The following is a 17,898-nucleotide window of genomic DNA, read 5'->3' as shown; positions in this document are numbered from 1 at the left end:
ATGCTGAATGTGGAAACCATCTCCGAGGGCAGCGTGACCCAGCAGGTCAACGGGCGGCTCCAGGTCGACACCGACGGCCAGGGCCTCGTGGAGATCACCGAGGCCGTCTCCCGCTGGGTGTTCGGCACCGGCATCCTCCATGGGCTTCTGACGATCTTCTGCCGCCATACCTCGGCCTCCCTGCTGATCCAGGAGAATGCCGACCCGGATGTGCGTCTCGATCTGATGGTCGCCTTCGACAGGCTGGCGCCTCGGGACGCAGGCTACATTCATGCGACGGAAGGCCCGGACGACATGCCGGCCCATATCCGCACGGTTCTTTCCGGCGTGTCGCTCAGCATTCCGGTCATGGAGGGGCAGATGACTCTCGGCACCTGGCAGGGGCTGTATCTGGCCGAGCATCGGGACAGTCCGCATCGCAGAGATATCATCCTCCACCTGATCGGGGCATAATCCACATACCCGTACGTTTGCGTATGTTATCCGCCTATCTTTCCCAGTAGAATGGCCGTGGTCTTTGATTGCCGCCTTGCTATTTCATGAGAGATGCGGCTAAGGCTCACAAAAAGCTCTCGTGGGAGAAGGCAGCAGTGCAGGGTCAAAACACCACGATCATCATCGCCGATGACCACCCGCTGTTTCGTGGCGCGCTAAGACAAGCCGTTGCATCCATCATGCCCCAGGCCCGGGTCATCGAGGCCAGCGGCATGGACGACCTCAATGCCGCGCTCGCTCAGGAGCGAGACGTCGACCTGATCCTTCTCGACCTGACGATGCCCGGCGTGCAGGGTTTTTCGGGGCTCATGTCCCTCAGGGCGCAATATCCCGAGCTTCCGGTCGTGATCGTCTCCGCCACGGAGGAGCCCAACGTGATCCGCCGGGCCATGGATTTCGGCGCCTCGGGCTTCATTCCGAAATCCATCGACATCGACAATATCGGCGGCGCCATCCAGGCGGTGCTCGCGGGCGATACATGGACCCCGCCGGATGTGGACCTCTCCGCTGCCGAGGACGTGGAGACGGCCGACCTCGTGCGGCGTCTCGGCACCCTCACCCCTCAGCAGGTCCGCGTGCTGACCATGCTCTCGGAGGGCCTGCTCAACAAGCAGATCGCCTACGAGCTCGGCGTCTCCGAGGCCACGGTAAAGGCCCACGTCTCCGCCATTCTCGACAAGCTCGGCGTCGACAGCCGCACCCAGGCCGTGATCGCAGCCTCCAAGATCGGCGTGACCCAGCGCCCCTCCCCGGCTGGGGCGGATTAAAGTCTCTCCACAAACGCATCGATCCGCGACAGGGCCTGTTCGCTCATGGCACTGTCGAAGCGGATGAACACGTGGCAGCCGCCCGGCCAGATGGCGAGATCGGTCCTGTTGCCCGCCGCCGCATAGCGGGAGGCCATGAAGAGGGTGTCATCCAGCAGCATGTCCTTCGTGCCCACCGAGAACAGAGCCGGCGGCAGGCCCTTGAGGTCGGCGTAAAGGGGCGAGATGTCCGGATTGCTCCGGTCGCTCACATGGCCGACGAAGTTGTCGGCGAAGACCTTCACGTCATTTGTGTTGAGGATCAGCCGCTCAGGGCCCCAGTGCCGGACGCTTGGGCTGAGGTTGAGGTCATAGCAGCCAGCGAACAGGTTCGCGCCCCGGAAAGGCTTGAGGCCATGCTTGTCGCGCAGGCGCAGGATGGTCACGGCGGAGAGATGCGCGCCTGCCGACTCACCGCCGATGAACAGGCGGGAGGTGCCGAAGCGGCTCTCGGCCTCGCGGATGACCCAGAGGGCTGCCGCCTCGCAATCGTCCGGTCCTGCGGGGTAGGGATCTTCGGGGGCAAGCCGGTATTCCACCGAGACCACGGCGAGGCCGCAGCGATCCGCCAGACGGTCGAGCCAGGGGTCCTGCTCGTCCGAGGTGCCCCAGGTCCAGCCGCCGCCATGAATGTGGAAATAGACACCCCGCGGCTTTTCAGGGGCAATAATCCGCAATGGAATCGGCCCAGCGGGCCCATCGATCTCGATCACCTTGGCCCTGGGGCTTGAAGCCATCAGCGGGAACGGCCCGAGTCCCTGGCGGCGGCGCTCCCGCACGAGGGCCGGAGGCACGGACATGGGGTCGGGCAGAACGGCGAGCTTGGCCACGATATCCGCATTCTGGGAGCGGATTTCCTCGCTGATTGCGGAGGGGTCGAAGAGAGCGGGATCGATCATGTGAGGCTCGACAGGGTTGCGTTCATCATCAGCCCTTGCGATGAAGCACACGCGAATACGCACGTCCAGTTACGCTTTCAGACGAGATTGAGGATATGTCCAACCTGACCCGGTTTCTCGGTGGCTCGCCCGGCTCCGTGCTCGCCAAGCTCATTTTCCTGTCGCTCCTCGTCGGCGCCTTCATGGCCTTCCTCGACATTACACCCATCCGGCTGATCGAGGGCTTGTTCAACTGGATCAGCTCCGTTCTGGATCTCAGCCTCGACACCGTGAAGGAGGTTGGCCTCTGGATCATCTATGGCGCAGTGATCGTGGTGCCGCTCTGGCTCATTTCCCGTCTTTTCAGCCAGCGCTGATCCGGTCGCGTATCCATGCACGGTTCCTTGAACGCCCATCGCCCCGAGGTTTCTCACCGGCGCATCCTGGCTCTTGCCCTGCCGATGACCCTGTCGCATGTGACGACGCCCCTGCTGGGCCTCGTCGACGCGACGGTGATCGGTCGGCTCGGTGAAGCACACCTCCTCGGTGCCGTGGCGCTCGGCGCCGTGATCTTCGACTTCGTGTTCTGGAGCTTCGGCTCGCTGCGCATGGCAACCGCTGGCCTCACCGCCCAGGCGACGGGTGCCGGCAACAAGCATGAGGTCGATCTGACGCTCGCCCGCGCCTTCCTGGTGGCCGGGATGACGGGTCTCCTGCTGATCCTGCTGCAATGGCCTATCGGCGCCCTCTCCTTTTACGCCGCCGGGGCGAGCGAGGCGGTGACGGCGGCCCTCTCCACCTATTTCTTCATCCGCATCTGGGCTGCACCTTTTACGCTTGCGAACTATGTCATTCTCGGCTCGACGCTCGGGCGGGGCCGCACGGATCTCGGCCTGTTGCTGCAGGTCGCCATCAATGTCGCGAATATCCTGCTGACGGCAGGCCTCGTGCTGATCCTCAACCTTGGCATCGCAGGCGCCGCCATCGGCACGGCGATGTCGGAAGTTTTGGGCGCGGGTCTCGGCATCCTTGTGCTGCGCCGCCTGGGCTCGAACCCGCTTGCCGTGACCTGGGCCGAGGTGCTGAACCGCGCTGCAATCCTGCAGACGCTTGCCATGAACCGGGACATCATAATCCGCAACGTGGCGTTGATCCTGGCCTTTTCGATCTTCAGCGCTTTGGGCGCCCGCGCGGGTGACGTGACGCTCGCCGCGAATGCGGTGCTCTACAACATGTTCCTGATCGGCGGCTATTTCCTCGACGGCTTCGCCACCGCCGCCGAGACACTCTGCGGTCAGAGTATCGGCGCTCGCGATGAGCGCGGCTTCCGCCGCGCCATCCACCTGAGCCTCGGCTGGAGCCTGGGGTTCGGCCTTGCCGTTTCAGCAATCTTCCTGATCGGTGGGGGATTGTTCATCGACTTCGTATCGACCAATCCCGACGTGCGTGTCTACGCGCGTGAGTATATGATCTTCGCAGCTCTCACGCCGTTCTTCGGCGCTGTCGCCTTTGCCTTCGACGGAATCTATACGGGTGCGACTTGGACAAAGGCGATGCGCGATCTCATGGTCATCGCCTTCGCGATCTATGCAGCCACCCTGTTGGCAGCCGCCACTCTCGGCAATACGGTGCTCTGGATCGCGCTGCTCATCTTCCTGAGCACACGCGGAATTGGCCAAGCCGTGCTTTATCCGCGGCTGATAAAGAAGACATTCGCCCGCCTCACTTAAGATGTTTGGAACCGCCCCTTGGCGATGGCAGCAGCATCTCGCCCGATAACTTGCGCGAGCGATGTCTTCTCCCGCTCGATCTTTTGCAGCAATCCGCGCTTGATATCGCCGATCAGACCGGGGCCTTTATAGACCATCGCGGAGTAAAGCTGCACGAGGCTTGCGCCCGCGCGGATCTTCGCCCAGGCGGCCTCGGCTGAATCGACGCCGCCGACACCGATGAGCGGGAGCTTGCGCTCCACACGAAGATATGTTTCGGCCAACAGCTTGGTTGATGGCACGAAGAGCGGCTTTCCGGAGAGCCCCCCGGTCTCGTTGGCAAGGGCCTTCTCTTTCAAAGTCTCGGGCCGAGCGATGGTCGTGTTGGAAATGGTGAGGCCATCGATGCCGCGATTGAGCGCCGTTGCCACAATGGCATCGAGGGTCTCAAGCGAGATGTCGGGCGCTATCTTCAGCAGAATGGTCGTTTTCCTGCGCCCCTCATCGGCCTTGTTGCGTGCATCGATGCAGCGGGCGAGCAGATCGTCGAGAAATGCCTCTCCCTGCAAGTCACGCAAGCCCGGTGTGTTAGGGGACGACACGTTGATCGTGAGAAAATCGACGAGGCCGCAGAGGCCCTGAACGCAGGTGACGTAATCAGCAATACGATCAGAGGATTCCTTGTTCGCACCGATATTCACGCCAACGACGCCGGGACGTTCGTGTCGTCGAGAAAGACGCTGACGCACGATCTCCAACCCATCGCTGTTGAGGCCGAAGCGATTGATGACGGCCTCGTCCTGCGTGAGCCGGAAGACACGTGGACGTGGGTTGCCGGCTTGAGGCTTGGGCACGACGCCACCGAGCTCCACGAAACCGAAGCCGAGGGACAGAAGCTGGTCGGGCACCTCACATTGCTTGTCGAAGCCGGCGGCAAGCCCCACCGGATTGGGGAAATGACGGCCGAAGACATCGATTGCCAAACGAGCATCGTCCCTCGGTGCAGGTGTAATCGGCATCAGGGACAGACTGCGGATCGTCAGATGGTGCGCCGTCTCCGCATCGAGCGCATGCAGAGCAGGTTTCGCGAGGGAGAAAAGCGCGCCGATCATGAATCAAGATCCGGAAAAACGTGGCGGCCATCGAGGCCGAGTAGCAGCGGCTTTACCCACAGGACGGCAGACAAGGCAAGCGGCGCATAAAGATGGGGAAAGAGATCTCCTCCCCGCGACGGCTCATATCGTAAGGCTGGACCAAGTTTATCAGCATCGATAGCGATCAACAGGAGATTCGTTTGTCCGGCGAAGTGTTTGTCGGCCGTCTCTTTCACCTGTTTTGCCGTGGAAAAATGGAGGTATCCATCCTGTATATCGATGGGTGCTCCTGTAAAGGAATTTACCCTTTCTGCCTCATGCCAAAGGGTTTCAGGGCATATTTTGTAGATGATGTGCATGAAAGACCGATAACTAGACGCTGCTTCTGGAGCAACTCAGATTAGACATGTTGACCCAAGGAACTCTTGCATGTTGCACGGGCCATAGAACAACCTTAATTCCTAGGCATAAGTTCGCTTTCAGCTATTTTTCGCTCCTTTGCGAAGGTCAGTACGATGTTATCTCACGAGCGCGTTTGGGCCGCCATCGATGCACTTGCCGCCCGCCACGGAATGACCGCATCCGGGCTGGCACGTAAAGCCGGCCTCGATGCCACCAGTTTCAACAAGTCGAAACGTGTCAGCCCCGAAGGCCGGGAGCGCTGGCCCTCGACGGAATCCATTTCGAAAATCCTGCGTGCCACGGGAGCGACGTTGGAGGATTTCCTGCGCCTCGTCGAGCCCTCTGGCTCCTTGCGCCGCTCCATGATCCCAATGATCGGCATGGCGCAGGCCAGTGCCGGCAAGATCCTGACCGATGAGGGCCTTCCGACCGGTGGCCCGGGTTGGGATGAGATCGAGTTCCCCGATTTCGGCCAGGAGAAGGTTTTTGCTCTCGAGGTGACCGGCGACGCCATGGCGCCGCTCTATCGCGACGGTGATGTTCTCATCGTTTCGCCGACCGCAAGCCCGCGCAAGGGTGACCGCGTGGTCGTATGCACCACGAAGGGAGAGATTTTCGCGCAGGAGCTCAAGCGCCGCTCGGCCAAGACCCTGGAGCTGGCAGCCCTCACCAAGGACAGCGAAGACAAGGCGATTCCCACCGAAGAGATCGCCTGGACCGCCCGCATCATGTGGGCGCGTCAGTAAGAACCCGGCAACGCGTCGGATCGCACCCTAAAGTGCATTCCTCTTTTGGGTCCGATGCCCCTAAGCCGCCCGCGATTTCAGGAAAGCCTCGTGTTCACGCACGAGGTCACCGGCCAAAGCCTTTGCGATGAGCGCCCGCGTTTCCTTTACGCCATAGAGCGCAACGAACGAGCCGAAGCGGGGACCGCGCGGCTCGCCCAACAGCACCTGATAGATCGTGTTGAACCACTCGATGGACACACCGGGACGCTCGGGAGTTGCGCCCTTGGCCTTGAGGTCCTGATAGCGCGGCTCGGCCCGGCCGACATTGTAGATCTCTTCCTGGATCGCCTCTGCCGTCGCAGGACGCTCGCCGGTTTCGAACGAGGCCAGTACGTCGCTCAGACGCTTCAGGGAGGCAGCCTCGACCTCGTCCGCCAGACGATAGGTCTTCTGCGGCTTCACGAAATCCTCGAAATAGCGCACGGCGCGCTTTACGAGGCTGTCGAGGCGCGGATGCGTCTCGGGCGAAACGCCCGGCGCATAGCGGCGGATGAAGCCCCAGAGCACCGCCGGATCTTCCGAGTTCGCCACCGCCACCAAGTTGAGCAGCATCGAGAAGGAAATCGTCGTGCCGGGCTGGTTGGCGCCGCCGGACGACACCAGCTCGGGAGCCGGCGGCTCGCCCGCATGGATGTGCCAGACCGGATTCATCAGGCGCGCCTTGGCGTCCTGCGCCGGATATTTCTCCAGGAAGGTCAGGTAATCGTCCACCTGACGCGGAATCACGTCGAAATAGAGCTTCTTCGCCTCGCGCGGCTTGTTGAACATGAAGAGGGCGAGGCTGTCAGGCGTGCCGTAGGTCAACCACTCGTCGATAGTGAGGCCATTGCCCTTGGACTTGGAGATCTTCTGGCCCTTCTCGTCGAGGAAGAGCTCGTAGTTGAAGCCCTCCGGCGGCAGGCCGCCGAGCGCCTTGGCGATCTCGCCCGAGAGCTTCACGCTATCGATGAGGTCCTTGCCCGCCATCTCGTAATCGACGCCAAGCGCCACCCAGCGCATGGCCCAGTCGGGCTTCCATTGCAGCTTGGAGTGCCCACCCGTCACCGGCGTCTCGAAGCGCTCGCCCGTCTCGGGATCGCGCCAGACGATGGTGCCGGCGTCGAGCTTGCGCTCATCAATTGCCACCTGCATCACGATGCCCGTCTTCGGGTGAATCGGCAGGAACGGGGAATAGGATTGCTGGCGCTCCTCGCGCAGCGACGGCAGCATGATCGCCATCACCGCATCATAGCGCTCGAGCACCGTGAGCAGCGTCTTGTCGAAGACGCCCGACTTGTAGCACTCGGTCGCCGACTTGAACTCGTAATCGAAGCCGAAGGCGTCGAGGAATTCGCGCAGGCGCGCGTTGTTGTGGTGCGCGAAGCTCTCATGGGTGCCGAACGGGTCCGGCACCTGGGTCAGCGGCTTGCCGAGCGCAGCCGTGAGCAGCTCCTTGTTCGGGACATTGTCCGGCACCTTGCGCAGGCCGTCCATATCGTCCGAGAAGGCAAAAAGCCGAGTTGGGATAGTGTCGCCCGTCAGGATGCGGAAGGCATGGCGCACCATACTGGTGCGGGCCACCTCGCCGAAGGTGCCGATATGCGGCAAGCCTGAGGGGCCATAGCCGGTCTCGAACAGAGCCTCCTTCTTGCCCGTCCGTTTGAGCCGTTCCACGAGCTTGCGGGCCTCTTCGAAAGGCCAAGCGGTCGCAGTCTGAGCGGCTTCAATAAGAGCGGGGTCGAGAGAAAGGGTTCGAGACATGGGCCTATGTTTCAAGGAAAATGCTTCCAGAAGCGCGGCACACTAGAGCATCGGATCCAAAAGTGGAATGCACTTTTGGGACCCATTCGATGCTGATTTTCTCAATCCGCGCATCGTTGATTGCAGAAAACCAGGGCCATTTTTCGCTAGCGCGGCCCGCGGGATCCGCACGATGCGCAAAGGACGAGACCCGTATGGGTCAAGGCTCCCAGAGGCTTAAATCCAGCTCTAGAAAGGGCTGATGGGAAAGAACCGCAAGTAGAGCTCGGCGTATTTGCCCTCGTTCCAGAGCTGCTGCAGAGCATAATCCAGGGCACGGTGTAAGGCGTCGTCCTCGGCTCGCGCGATGAAGCCGATCCCCTCCCCGAAGAAGCGGCTCTCCAGATGAGGGCCGCCTGCAAAGACGCAGCACCCTTCAGCATCCTCGCCGCCGATCCAGAGGGCGAGGCTTAAACCATCGGCAAAGATATAGTCGACCGCACCGCTCTTGAGAGCAGCCTCGGCCGCCGTCAGTTCCGGGTAGGGTTTGAGGGTGGAACCCTGCATGAAGGCCTTGACGAACGCCTCGTGGACCGTGCCCTCGACCACGCCGATGGTCTTGCCTTGAAGGAGCTTGGGCGTAAACGCCGGGTTATCCTTTATCTGAACAGACTTTGTAACGAGCCGCGCCGGGATCTTGAAGTAAGGGGCCGTGACGGCAAAGCGCTGGCGCAGATCGGCCGTAATCGGAATGGCGGCGGCCACCACATCACCCTGCTTTTCGCTGAGCGCGTTGAGCAAAGAATCGAACCGGCGAACCTGGACAGTACAGGTCAGTCCCAGCCTCTCGCACGCCGCTCGCGCAAGCTCGACCGAAAAGCCGGTGGGCGTCCCGTCGAGCCCAGGGAAATGCAGGGGCGGGAAATCGTCATCGACGAGAAAGCGGATCGTCCTCGAAGTCGGGATTTCCGGGCGTTCGAGCTGTGCCTTCGGATCCCAGAAATTCGGGATCATGACGGTTTGAGCATGGGCGGCTCCGACCAGGGCAGCAAGGAATAAGACCACCGCCGGCAACCAGGACGACTTGATCTTGTGCGCAAAACAAGTAACGGTTGTTATGATATAATACATATAAAGACGATACTCTCTTGCCCGTTGCTCTGCATCACCCGCGAACACGCCTCAGGAGCGTTCATCACGCATGAGGCAGGGTCTAGCGGAGGAAGGCAGACAGTCAACTGCGCTGCCAGTCGAGATCGGCTTTCTGGCTCATCACGGTTACCCGCCCGAGACTTTGCGCGATGCGGCCATGATTGCCGAATTGACCGGCGTTTCAGCCGATGAGGTGCTGTTGAAGCATGGACTTGTCGAGGAGACGGAATTCTACCGGGCCCTTGCCACCGAGCTGCGCCTTCCTTTCCTCTCCGCCCCTCGCCTGTCGCTGGACGCCCGTTACCCTGAGAGTGTTCTGACGGGACTTGCGCCATTGGCGAATGGCAGCGGCTTCGTGATGGCTCCTAAAGGTCAAACCTTGGCTCGCCTCCTCAGAGGACCTCGCCTGGCACCTGCCCCTGCCATCACCGCGCCGTCTCTCCTGTCCCAAGCGGCCTTCAGAACCCAAAGCCGCACGATCGCCCATCGTGCAGCCTTCGAGCTGCCCCATGCGGCGCCGACCCTGTCCAGCGTCAAGGGCGCTAGCATCGTCCAGATTGCAGGAGCAACCCTGATCGCATTCGTCATATCCTTCTGCGGTGTCGCAGCTTCAGACCTCACGACGGTCCTGCTGACCTCAATCTTGAGCCCGCTCTTCCTCTGCATTGTCGTCTTAAGACTGGCGACCTCTCTCCTGAGCAATCCTCTCCGAGCAGCTGCTCCCTACCATCGCGTGAGCGATGCGGCCTTGCCGATCTATACGATCATCGTTGCGCTGTATCGGGAGCGTCGTATCGCACCGCGTTTGATCGCAGCCCTCAAGCGGCTCGATTATCCGGCGGTGAAGCTCGATATCAAACTCGTGCTCGAAGCGGACGATCGCGATACTCGCGGAGCACTCAAGGCCCTTCGCTTGCCCGGCAACATCGAAATCATCGTCGCCCCGCCCGGGGAGCCGCGCACGAAACCGCGCGCGCTGAATGTCGCTCTCCCTCTCGCGCGTGGGCACTTCACGGTTGTCTATGATGCAGAGGATATGCCTGATCCGGCGCAATTGCGCCTGGCTGTTTCCACTTTCGCGCGAATGCCACGCGACGTTGCCTGTCTTCAAGCCCGACTGACCATCGACAACACGGATGATTCCTGGCTCACACGGCTATTCACCATCGAGTATGCGGCCCTGTTCGACGTGTTCAATCCGGGCCTTGCAGAGATCGGCAGCCCCATTCCACTCGGCGGGACATCCAACCATTTCCGTACCGCAATTCTCAAAAAGATCCATGGTTGGGACGCATGGAATGTGACGGAGGATGCGGATCTCGGAATCCGCTTGGCGCGCCTGGGCTATCGCGTTGCCGATCTCCCCTCCTCGACGCTCGAGGAAGCGCCTATCACACTCAAAGCCTGGATGCGGCAGCGCACACGGTGGATGAAAGGTTTTATGCAAACCAGCATCTCTCACTCCCGCAAGCCCGCTGCAGGATGGTCGCAGCTCGGCTTCTGGCGGTTTTATGCTGGCATGGCTCTGACGGGGGGAGCGGCGCTGAGTGCGCTCATCTATCCGTTCTGCACAGCCCTCTTCATGATCCTTTGGCTTTCGGAGACCCCTTTGTCGACGGAGGCGACCTGGAATGCGCTTTGGCAAGCTGAGAGCCTGACGCTGTTTGTCTCCGGTATGGCCTCGCTCTTCATTCCAGCCCTGGTGGCTCTGCATCGACGGCGCTTATGGCGGCTTCTTCCCTGGGTCGGCCTGCTTCCACTCTATTACATGCTTGTCAGCATCGCCGCATGGCAAGGATTGTGGGAGCTCGTCACCGCACCCTTTCAATGGAACAAAACCAGCCATGGCCATGCGCGGAGCTCGCGCTCAGGCATGCTTCAGAAGCACCATGCCAACGTGGCCAGAACCATGTCATTGAAGATCGCACCGCCATAATGCCACCAGAGCAAGCCACCAGAGACCACAAGGCACAAGACGGCGGCAGCGATGAGAGCCAAGCCCGTCCGCCGCTCCGAAATAGTGGGTTGTTCCGTGCCGATACGCATCAAGGCTCCATAGTGTTCTGCCAGGACGACGCATCATAAGCGAGGTTCGCATAAAAAACGAGGCGGCTAGAGCATAGAGAAGCACATCGTGGGGCTCGGAAAACCGGGTCTATTTTTCGCTGACGCGGCCCTTCGGGTCCGCACGATGCGCTAGTACCGCCTCGTTGGGTATGGGAAAATCAGGCCGCAGCCGCCTTCTTGGTCGGCCAACCGAGTTCCACGAGCCGTGCCTTGGCGAAATCGCGGATCTCGTCACGGATGCCCTCCGGCAGAGAGGAGAGCAGCTTCTGCGTATCGGCATGCAGCATCAGATCCGTCACGGCATTGATGGTCTTTGCCTTCTTGATCTTTTGCTTCAATTCCTCTTCCACATTGCCGCCGGCCGTCACCTCGACCTTGGTCTTCTCAGGCTCGGTGCGTTCGGCCTCGACAGCGTGCTCCGCATATCCCGGGCGGCTCTGCTTGAACTCGTCGGCCTCTTCCTCCGAGTAGACGAAGCCGTGCAGCTCGATGAGCTTGAGAATGACGCGGTCCTTCGCGCGCTTCTCGGCCATGGCGTAGACATAGGCCGCCTGCTTGCCGGAGACGCGATAATTCACGCCGACGAGGGCTTCACCGATCGACCATTCGATACGCTCGCCCATGCGGCCGGTCACCTGGATCACAGCCTCATCGCGCTCGGCGCGAATGATCTTCGGCTCGTCGAAGAGGATCTTAGCCTGAGCGGCGATGCGCTCCAGGGTCTTGTGATAGATCACCGCCGTGCCCTGGACGCGCCAGACGTTGCCAGCCATCGGCTCGTCGAATTTTGCAAGCACCTCGGCGATTTTCTTATCTGCTGTGTTCATCTCGTTCCTATCTCTCACAATGCCCGCAAAACTAGTCGTCACGCTCTTCTTGAAGCCTCCTTCCAAGGCAGGAGCGTTCGTCATTTGTTCTATACCAGATTACACCCTCTTGGTCCAATGACGAAGTCATTCAAAACGCGCTAAAGACATTATTTTACAGCAACTTACAGACAGCGTCATTTTGCCTCAACGATAGGTCTGACGTGCATTCTCCGCAAAGCTCCCGAAGCATCAGCCTATCCCTTTCTGAGTTGACTTTAGGGTTTTTGTTCCGTATTTGTTCCTCATCAAAGAGTAAGAACTGATCTATCGCAAACGCGCTGATTGCCTCGTCTGGCGCGATCTTCGTTCAGCCTGGAGGCCCCGATGTCAGCACCAGCAATCCTCGACCTCTCCGACCGACGCTCGGAGCGCCGCCAAGGGACGCCTCGCACCAAGAAGCGGCTGGCAACGCCGCTCACGCGCAACACGCTGATTGCCGATTTCCTCGCCATCTGCGAACTCGACCCGGAGATCGAATCTCTGCGCGCGCCAGCTGACCAGTCTGAATTCCAGGTTGGGGATCGCACTATCGAGCACATCGCGGATTTCGAAATCGTGCGGGAGGGCCAATCCTTTCTCGTCGATGTGCTGACGGACGAGGACCTGCTGACGCATCCGCTCCGCACGGCCGCGATCCACGGCCTTGCTGCGGAAGATGGTCGCCACTTCTCTATCGAGACTGCCGCCAGCATCCGCGCCGAGCCGCGCTTCACGACGGTGCGCCTCATCACGGCCTGCAGGCGCACCCCCGTGACGGCCGGTGACCGGGTGCGCATTCTTCACCAACTCGATGAGGTCGGCACCATGCGCCTCGTCGACTGCGCGGGGGCCGTCATGAACACGCAGGACGGCGTGGCTGCCGTTCTGGCGCTTGCCTGCGAGGGATTGATTGCAGTCGACATCAGCCGTCCCATCCTGCCGGAAACGCAGGTGCGTCGCCGCCGCCTGCCCTTCACGGATCCTTTCTCGTTCTAAGACTGAGCGTGCCGCTCCACCGCCTCGCTCAGGAGCGAGCGCACGATGGCGCGCACCGCATCAGGCGTATTATCCTCAGCAAACCTCGCTTCAATCTCATCGCGCACGATGGAGCCATCGCCGCTGCGTTTCAATTCGGTTGAGGATTCCGCCTGCAGCAGCGTGACGAAAGCACTCTCCACTTCACGCGCCACCACGCCGCCGTCAGCCGCCTCGACGATGCGTCCCGTGAGATCGAACACGTTGCGCTCATAGGGTAGTTCCTGCGCCTCGAGCTCACCACTTGCATCGAGAATCCAGGCGCGCGGGACGTGATCCGCGAGATCGACCGACTGACGGTTGATGTTGCCCGGATTGAGCCAGCGTGTACGCCCGGCTGTAATCGTCTTCTGCGTCTTGTGGATGTGCCCGTTGATGAGAACGTCGCAGCCTTCCACCGCGAAGGGAGGCACTGCCCCCGGATAGCCGCCATCGAAAGCGATGTCGTGATGCGTGAACCAGGCGTGGAGATCAACGCCCGTGAAAGAGCCGCGCGCATTGGTGGGGATCGCTTGCCCGTAAGGCGTCATTCCTACCCCAAGACGCCGCGTGCCGATCTGGAACTCGACCACAGGCGCGGAGGCGGCCACCACATCGACCACATCGCACAAGCCCAGCAGCGCCAGCGTATCGCTGTCGGTGAGAGTCGTGTGCTGGATGTCATGATTGCCCACGTTCACGAGCGGGCGATGACGAAAACTCTTGAGAATGCGGATAAGCTGGTTCTTCAGCGCTTCATCCGGCTCCACAGGCCTGTCGAAGAGATCACCGAGGATCACGGGCGCGAGCCCCCGCTCGTTGGCAATGGCGACGCAACGCTCGAGCTTACCGATCACCGCCTGTGGCCACACGACATCCTTGCGCCGCCCGGGACGGCGCGAGCCCACATGCGGATCGCCGATTATGAGAAGGCCGTTGCAGGCCACAGGCGGGAGACGATCACCGGATAAGATCATGCAGTCAGCCGCTCCGACGGCGAGACGTTTGAGGAATGGGCGTGATGGTCCAAGAGATTATCCGCGCTCACCGGAGAGCCGCAGGTTGGGCAAAGCCCGCCGGTCTCTTCGACAAAGAGCGCCATCTCGGCCTGCACGGATTTCAGACCCTCATCGATCTTCGCCATCCGGCTCTTGGCGATAAGGGCGGCGCTGCGAAGATCGGTGAGACGCTTCAGGATGTCTTGTGCAGGTGTCGTGCTTTCAAAGGTCGGCACCGCATCCGGCATGGGTTGAAGTGAAGCCAAGCGGGCCTTACTCGATATCAGCTCCTTACCAAGCTGGAGCACCTGACGGCCGATGCGCTCGCGTTCACGGGCGTGCTCGACCCGGCGTGTCAGATCAGCCATCCGCTCCGACTGCGGCAACATGTTCATGGCTTCCACCCGTGCCTGCGCTTTCGTGAGCTGCCTTTTGAGACATGCCTGCCGCGCCGCATGATCCTGCAGGCTCTGCAAGTGATCGGAAGCAGCTCTGATCTGCCGCGCTTGCTCGCGAATGGCAGCGAGCCTGCCTTTGAGACCTCCGATCTCCTCGAAGCTTGCAAGCCTGTCCTGCAACGCAGCCAGCTCCCGCTCGCCATTACGAACGGTCGCGTTGTCTCTCGCGCAGCGTTCTCGATGGATCACGAGCATGTCGCGGATGTAACTCGCCTCCTGACCGATAGAGAGGACAGCGGAGCGACGAGACGCCGTTTCGCCGAGCAGGAACACGGGGAATTTCTGATGCGCGATATGGACATCAAGATCTTCCACCTTGGTAATGCGGAAGAGCTCGCTCACCCAGTCCGGCACGTTGCGCCCGCCGGTCTCGTAGCGCATGCCCCTCTCCTCTACGACGGAACCATCCGCCTCGTGAAGAGACCAGATATTCACCGGCGAGCGGCGCGGCTGGCGTGTGAAGCGCAAGGTGCGCTTGCCTGCCACGCCGATCTCAACGGCTGAGGATTTTGCACCGGCGCGCACGAGACTGTCGCGGGCTTCCCCATAGAAGACCGCGCGCAGCGCGCGGATGAAGGTGGACTTGCCGCGATTGTTCGGCCCAATCAGCGCATTCACGCCGGGGCTCAAGGACAGCGTCGCGTCCTTGTAAGCCTGCACATTGACGAGACGAACGAAACGCAGGCCCGGCTGCGTTTCGTCCCAAGCCGCGCTGCAATCGGCGGATTGCACTGTGACGCCAGAGATCGGCTCGCCGACGATGCGCGCGATGTGGAACTTGTCTGAGAACTGCGCCAGATCGTGGTGGGACACGGCGAAGCACTGCACGCCGAGCCGAGCCGCGCCATCCTCCAGAACCTTATAGAAGGACGAGACGCGGTCTGGCGCGATCCAGCAATCGGCTTCGTCGAGCGCAAGGAAGCGCGCCACATCCGCCTTCACGACGGCAATCAGGCGCAGCGCCATGCCGATCACATTGGTAAGCGCACCGCCATTGTCCTCCAGCACGTCCTCCAGCGTGCCATCCGGACGGCGTACGCAGATATCGAGTGAAGCAAGGCCGCGCTCCGTCGACAGTTCCAGCGCCACAGGCTTTTCGCCGGGCAAAACCTCCTGCACGAGAGCCGTCAGCAATGTCTCGAAGGCAGCCAGATTGCGGCGGCTGGCGCTGCCATGCACCGCCTCGATGAAGGCTTCCACCTCGTCCTTGACCGCAAGGCGCCCCTTCGCGAGCTCGATCTCGCGTGTCAGATCGGAAACACGCAAGGCAATCGCATCGCGTCGTCCCTCGAGACGCGCGAGAGAGGCTTCCGCGCGAGCGACATCATGCTCGATGGAGCGGTCCATCAACGCTCTTCTCCGAGCTGCTGCAGGCGCGCTTCCACCTCGCGCAGGGCTGCACTGAATTCTTCGACCAGCTTGGCATTTTGCGCAATCGTCGCTTCGATAAGATTTTGAATCTCCACCTCGTCGTCGGAACCGAGCTCAGCCTTGGCGAGCTTCTGCGCCTCCTCGAGATCGCGCGCGAGGCGCTCGACCTCGCCTTCGGCACGGATACGTTCCGCCCGCAGCCTATCGAAAGTTTTGCGCAGATCTTCGAGACGCCTGAGGCTATCTGATTCCAGGCGTGTGAGGCTCGTCATCGGGAATGGCTCCGCTGCAGATGAATGGTCTAGCTTCAGTTTACGACGGCGGTATTTCGTCGCAACTTCTTCGCCTTATTTCGCTCTGGATTGCGGACCATCTCTTCAATCCTGCCATCCAGACCTCCAGATAATGTCCGTTACTCCAAGATTACAGTCCCACACAACGAACTTTGCTTGACACTTTACCGTCTGGCATTATGTTCTTGTTTTGTTCGCGTATCAAGCCGATGTTGCTTCGCGCGTGACACTCTGGAGTCAAGTGAGTTCCTCGCTGGAAGGATGCTGGTATGACCCCCATGATGGACGTGCACCCGATCTTCGAGAACGAGGAATGGCTCGTGACGGGAGAAGGTCTGGAGCACAAGACAACCGGCTACTTCATCGAGCGCGAGAGCCTTGGCCAGCGTCGCGAGGACGGATTGTGGACTTGGCCGTTGCACATGGCGGAGAAGAGCTGGTGCGCAATGGCACCGTTCACGGAAGCCTTCTCCTGCGCAGCTTCCGTCTACAATATTGAAACCGGCGCAGAACTCGCGCAGACCTTCAAGGTTGCACGAAGCGAGATTTCAGCTTGGCCGCAGGTCGAACGGATCTCACGAAATCCTGCTCCTATGACATCGCAAGCCTTGCAAGGCGAGGCACGAATACCCATCTCTCTGCAGTCGGGTTCTTCCGAAAAACTCTTGCAGGACGAGGGTTTCCGCAAGCTCGACGAGAGTTGGCGCATGCGCGGCCAGACAGGCGCGCGCCCCTTTTCGACAAGTCCACGCATCCGCTCTGCTCGCTACACCATAGAGAGAGATCCGTCTCCCGTATGGCAAGCGCCGTATCGGATTCGCAGGACAGGAACGAAGCTGGTTCGGCTGCTGCAAGCTGCCTGGAACATACGATGATGGATATGCCGAGCTTCAGGCACAATGAGCAATCTCTCCTTGGTTGGAGCACAACGCACCGCGATGCGTCCGACATGGATTGCTCTGCGCCCGAGACGGCGGAGGACTTTGCTCAGCGTGTGATTGCCACGATCTGTCATGCCAGCGTGACGCCAAGCGTTGGACGCCGCACTTTTGAGCGCTGCATGCGTGCGCTCGAGTTCGGCTCCACGTCGCGTGTGGGCTTCCGCCATCCGGCCAAGGCTACGGCGATCGACCAGGTCTGGCGTGAGCGCGAAAAGCTCTTTCGCAGCTACACCGCGAGCTCCGACAAGCTCCGCTTTTTAGGCACGCTTCCTGGAATAGGGCCGGTGACGAAGCATTCCCTGGCGCGCCGGCTCGGTCTTTACGGTGAGCTTCGCGACAAGGCCGCGCTTGAGAAAGAAACAACAAGAAGAGGTTCAGCCCATGTCTAAGGTCCGTGCAAGCGATGTCGGCTTCTGCGTTGTCGATGCCAATGCAGACGTGATTGCCGACAATCTCGTCCATCGTATCCGCGAGGCTGCCGTGGACATGGAAAGCCAAGTCAACCGCCTCTATCGCGGCCGCCAAGCCTATGATCTCAGCAAGGGCACAAAGGCCGATCTCGACAAGGCCATCGAGCAGCTGACCTACATGGCCCGTACCCTTCGCGAGGTTCAGAAAGAACAATCGAAGGTGATCTACCTTCAAGCTGCCGAGTAACAGGCATTTTACGAGCGGCGCTCCAAGTGCCGCTCTTTTTGTATGCGCTCACGCCCTCACCTTCTCGACCCTTTCACCCTCATTTGACCTCCTGCTCTTTGCTCTTGAATTTTTCATAGAACAAATATAGAACATTAAGCGATGCCCCTATCGGGCAGGAGAGTGCAGCAGACCCGAGCGAGGTTCGGGAGAGATGAAGGGAGAAGCT

At 60.7% G+C, this 17,898-nt stretch carries 19 protein-coding genes; 10 read left to right on the top strand and 9 right to left on the bottom strand.

From position 1 onward, the window contains the following. Both ACUXUR_RS05275 and ACUXUR_RS05270 read left to right on the top strand, forming a co-directional pair. Positions 1-453 carry a secondary thiamine-phosphate synthase enzyme YjbQ gene (locus ACUXUR_RS05275; protein ID WP_445501298.1) on the top strand — a complete coding sequence of 151 codons (453 nt, stop codon included), beginning with the start codon at positions 1-3 and terminating at the stop codon, positions 451-453. A 137-nt stretch (positions 454-590) separates the two neighbouring features. Beyond that, positions 591-1,262 carry a response regulator gene (locus ACUXUR_RS05270; RefSeq protein WP_116528155.1) on the top strand — a complete coding sequence of 224 codons (672 nt, stop codon included), beginning with the start codon at positions 591-593 and terminating at the stop codon, positions 1,260-1,262. Here the strand turns inward: ACUXUR_RS05270 and ACUXUR_RS05265 are convergent. Next, entirely contained in the window at positions 1,259-2,200 is a 942-nt protein-coding gene (locus tag ACUXUR_RS05265) for an alpha/beta hydrolase (protein ID WP_445501297.1), read from the bottom strand. The two genes, ACUXUR_RS05270 and ACUXUR_RS05265, sit on opposite strands and share 4 nt — an antisense overlap. Before the next feature lie 95 nt (positions 2,201-2,295). Between ACUXUR_RS05265 and ACUXUR_RS05260 the strand changes: the two genes are divergently transcribed. Next, complete coding sequence (locus ACUXUR_RS05260) at positions 2,296-2,556, top strand: DUF6460 domain-containing protein (RefSeq protein ID WP_445501296.1); 261 nt, start codon at positions 2,296-2,298, stop codon at positions 2,554-2,556. A gap of 15 nt (positions 2,557-2,571) precedes the next feature. Then, complete coding sequence (locus ACUXUR_RS05255) at positions 2,572-3,909, top strand: MATE family efflux transporter (RefSeq protein ID WP_445501295.1); 1,338 nt, start codon at positions 2,572-2,574, stop codon at positions 3,907-3,909. On the opposite strand, the gene ACUXUR_RS05250 is transcribed toward ACUXUR_RS05255, so the two are convergent. Both ACUXUR_RS05250 and ACUXUR_RS05245 read right to left on the bottom strand, forming a co-directional pair. Further along, a complete protein-coding gene (locus tag ACUXUR_RS05250) occupies positions 3,906-5,000 on the bottom strand; it encodes a quinone-dependent dihydroorotate dehydrogenase (RefSeq protein WP_445501294.1) in 1,095 nt (364 codons plus the stop codon). The two genes, ACUXUR_RS05255 and ACUXUR_RS05250, sit on opposite strands and share 4 nt — an antisense overlap. Further along, positions 4,997-5,341, bottom strand: coding sequence for a DUF952 domain-containing protein (locus ACUXUR_RS05245; RefSeq protein WP_445501293.1), 345 nt, complete (start codon positions 5,339-5,341; stop codon positions 4,997-4,999). The genes ACUXUR_RS05250 and ACUXUR_RS05245 overlap by 4 nt, the downstream gene beginning before the upstream one ends. A gap of 156 nt (positions 5,342-5,497) precedes the next feature. Here ACUXUR_RS05245 and ACUXUR_RS05240 point away from each other — a divergent pair, with 156 nt between their 5' ends. Then, entirely contained in the window at positions 5,498-6,130 is a 633-nt protein-coding gene (locus ACUXUR_RS05240) for a S24 family peptidase (protein ID WP_445501292.1), read from the top strand. A gap of 60 nt (positions 6,131-6,190) precedes the next feature. On the opposite strand, the gene ACUXUR_RS05235 is transcribed toward ACUXUR_RS05240, so the two are convergent. Then, on the bottom strand, positions 6,191-7,912 hold the full coding sequence (locus ACUXUR_RS05235) for a lysine--tRNA ligase (RefSeq protein WP_445501291.1): 1,722 nt from the start codon (positions 7,910-7,912) through the stop codon (positions 6,191-6,193). A gap of 228 nt (positions 7,913-8,140) precedes the next feature. Next, positions 8,141-8,905 carry a transporter substrate-binding domain-containing protein gene (locus ACUXUR_RS05230; RefSeq protein ID WP_445501654.1) on the bottom strand — a complete coding sequence of 255 codons (765 nt, stop codon included), beginning with the start codon at positions 8,903-8,905 and terminating at the stop codon, positions 8,141-8,143. A gap of 187 nt (positions 8,906-9,092) precedes the next feature. Between ACUXUR_RS05230 and ACUXUR_RS05225 the strand changes: the two genes are divergently transcribed. Beyond that, the gene (locus ACUXUR_RS05225) at positions 9,093-10,979 is read left to right on the top strand and encodes a glycosyltransferase (RefSeq protein WP_445501290.1); all 1,887 of its coding nucleotides are present in this window, start codon (positions 9,093-9,095) and stop codon (positions 10,977-10,979) included. A gap of 289 nt (positions 10,980-11,268) precedes the next feature. Here ACUXUR_RS05225 and ACUXUR_RS05220 read toward each other — a convergent pair whose 3' ends face one another. Continuing rightward, positions 11,269-11,937, bottom strand: a complete 669-nt coding sequence (locus ACUXUR_RS05220) for a trna delta -isopentenylpyrophosphate transferase (protein ID WP_445501289.1) — start codon at positions 11,935-11,937, stop codon at positions 11,269-11,271. Positions 11,938-12,303: 366 nt separating this feature from the next. Between ACUXUR_RS05220 and ACUXUR_RS05215 the strand changes: the two genes are divergently transcribed. Further along, positions 12,304-12,954, top strand: a complete 651-nt coding sequence (locus ACUXUR_RS05215; protein WP_445501288.1) for a hypothetical protein — start codon at positions 12,304-12,306, stop codon at positions 12,952-12,954. Here the strand turns inward: ACUXUR_RS05215 and ACUXUR_RS05210 are convergent. From ACUXUR_RS05210 to ACUXUR_RS05200, 3 genes are read right to left on the bottom strand one after another with little or no spacing between them, the layout of a single operon-like run. Beyond that, the gene (locus ACUXUR_RS05210; protein WP_445501287.1) at positions 12,951-13,949 is read right to left on the bottom strand and encodes a metallophosphoesterase; all 999 of its coding nucleotides are present in this window, start codon (positions 13,947-13,949) and stop codon (positions 12,951-12,953) included. The two genes, ACUXUR_RS05215 and ACUXUR_RS05210, sit on opposite strands and share 4 nt — an antisense overlap. Then, the gene (locus ACUXUR_RS05205; protein ID WP_445501286.1) at positions 13,946-15,775 is read right to left on the bottom strand and encodes an AAA family ATPase; all 1,830 of its coding nucleotides are present in this window, start codon (positions 15,773-15,775) and stop codon (positions 13,946-13,948) included. Before ACUXUR_RS05205 ends, ACUXUR_RS05210 begins: the two co-directional genes overlap by 4 nt. Continuing rightward, positions 15,775-16,071, bottom strand: a complete 297-nt coding sequence (locus ACUXUR_RS05200) for a hypothetical protein (RefSeq protein WP_445501285.1) — start codon at positions 16,069-16,071, stop codon at positions 15,775-15,777. The genes ACUXUR_RS05205 and ACUXUR_RS05200 overlap by 1 nt, the downstream gene beginning before the upstream one ends. Positions 16,072-16,361: 290 nt before the next feature. Here ACUXUR_RS05200 and ACUXUR_RS05195 point away from each other — a divergent pair, with 290 nt between their 5' ends. Genes ACUXUR_RS05195 through ACUXUR_RS05185 form a run of 3 tightly spaced genes read left to right on the top strand, consistent with a single transcriptional unit; the run spans position 16,362 to position 17,690 of the window. Beyond that, a complete protein-coding gene (locus ACUXUR_RS05195) occupies positions 16,362-16,967 on the top strand; it encodes a hypothetical protein (RefSeq protein WP_445501284.1) in 606 nt (201 codons plus the stop codon). After that, the gene (locus ACUXUR_RS05190; protein ID WP_445501283.1) at positions 16,964-17,422 is read left to right on the top strand and encodes a hypothetical protein; all 459 of its coding nucleotides are present in this window, start codon (positions 16,964-16,966) and stop codon (positions 17,420-17,422) included. Before ACUXUR_RS05195 ends, ACUXUR_RS05190 begins: the two co-directional genes overlap by 4 nt. Next, a complete protein-coding gene (locus ACUXUR_RS05185; RefSeq protein ID WP_445501282.1) occupies positions 17,415-17,690 on the top strand; it encodes a hypothetical protein in 276 nt (91 codons plus the stop codon). The genes ACUXUR_RS05190 and ACUXUR_RS05185 overlap by 8 nt, the downstream gene beginning before the upstream one ends. Positions 17,691-17,898 lie beyond the last annotated feature (208 nt).

This window comes from Microvirga medicaginis (assembly GCF_052658925.1).
The sequence above is the reverse complement of the archived record's forward strand: the minus strand, read 5'-3'. Positions and strand labels throughout refer to the sequence as shown.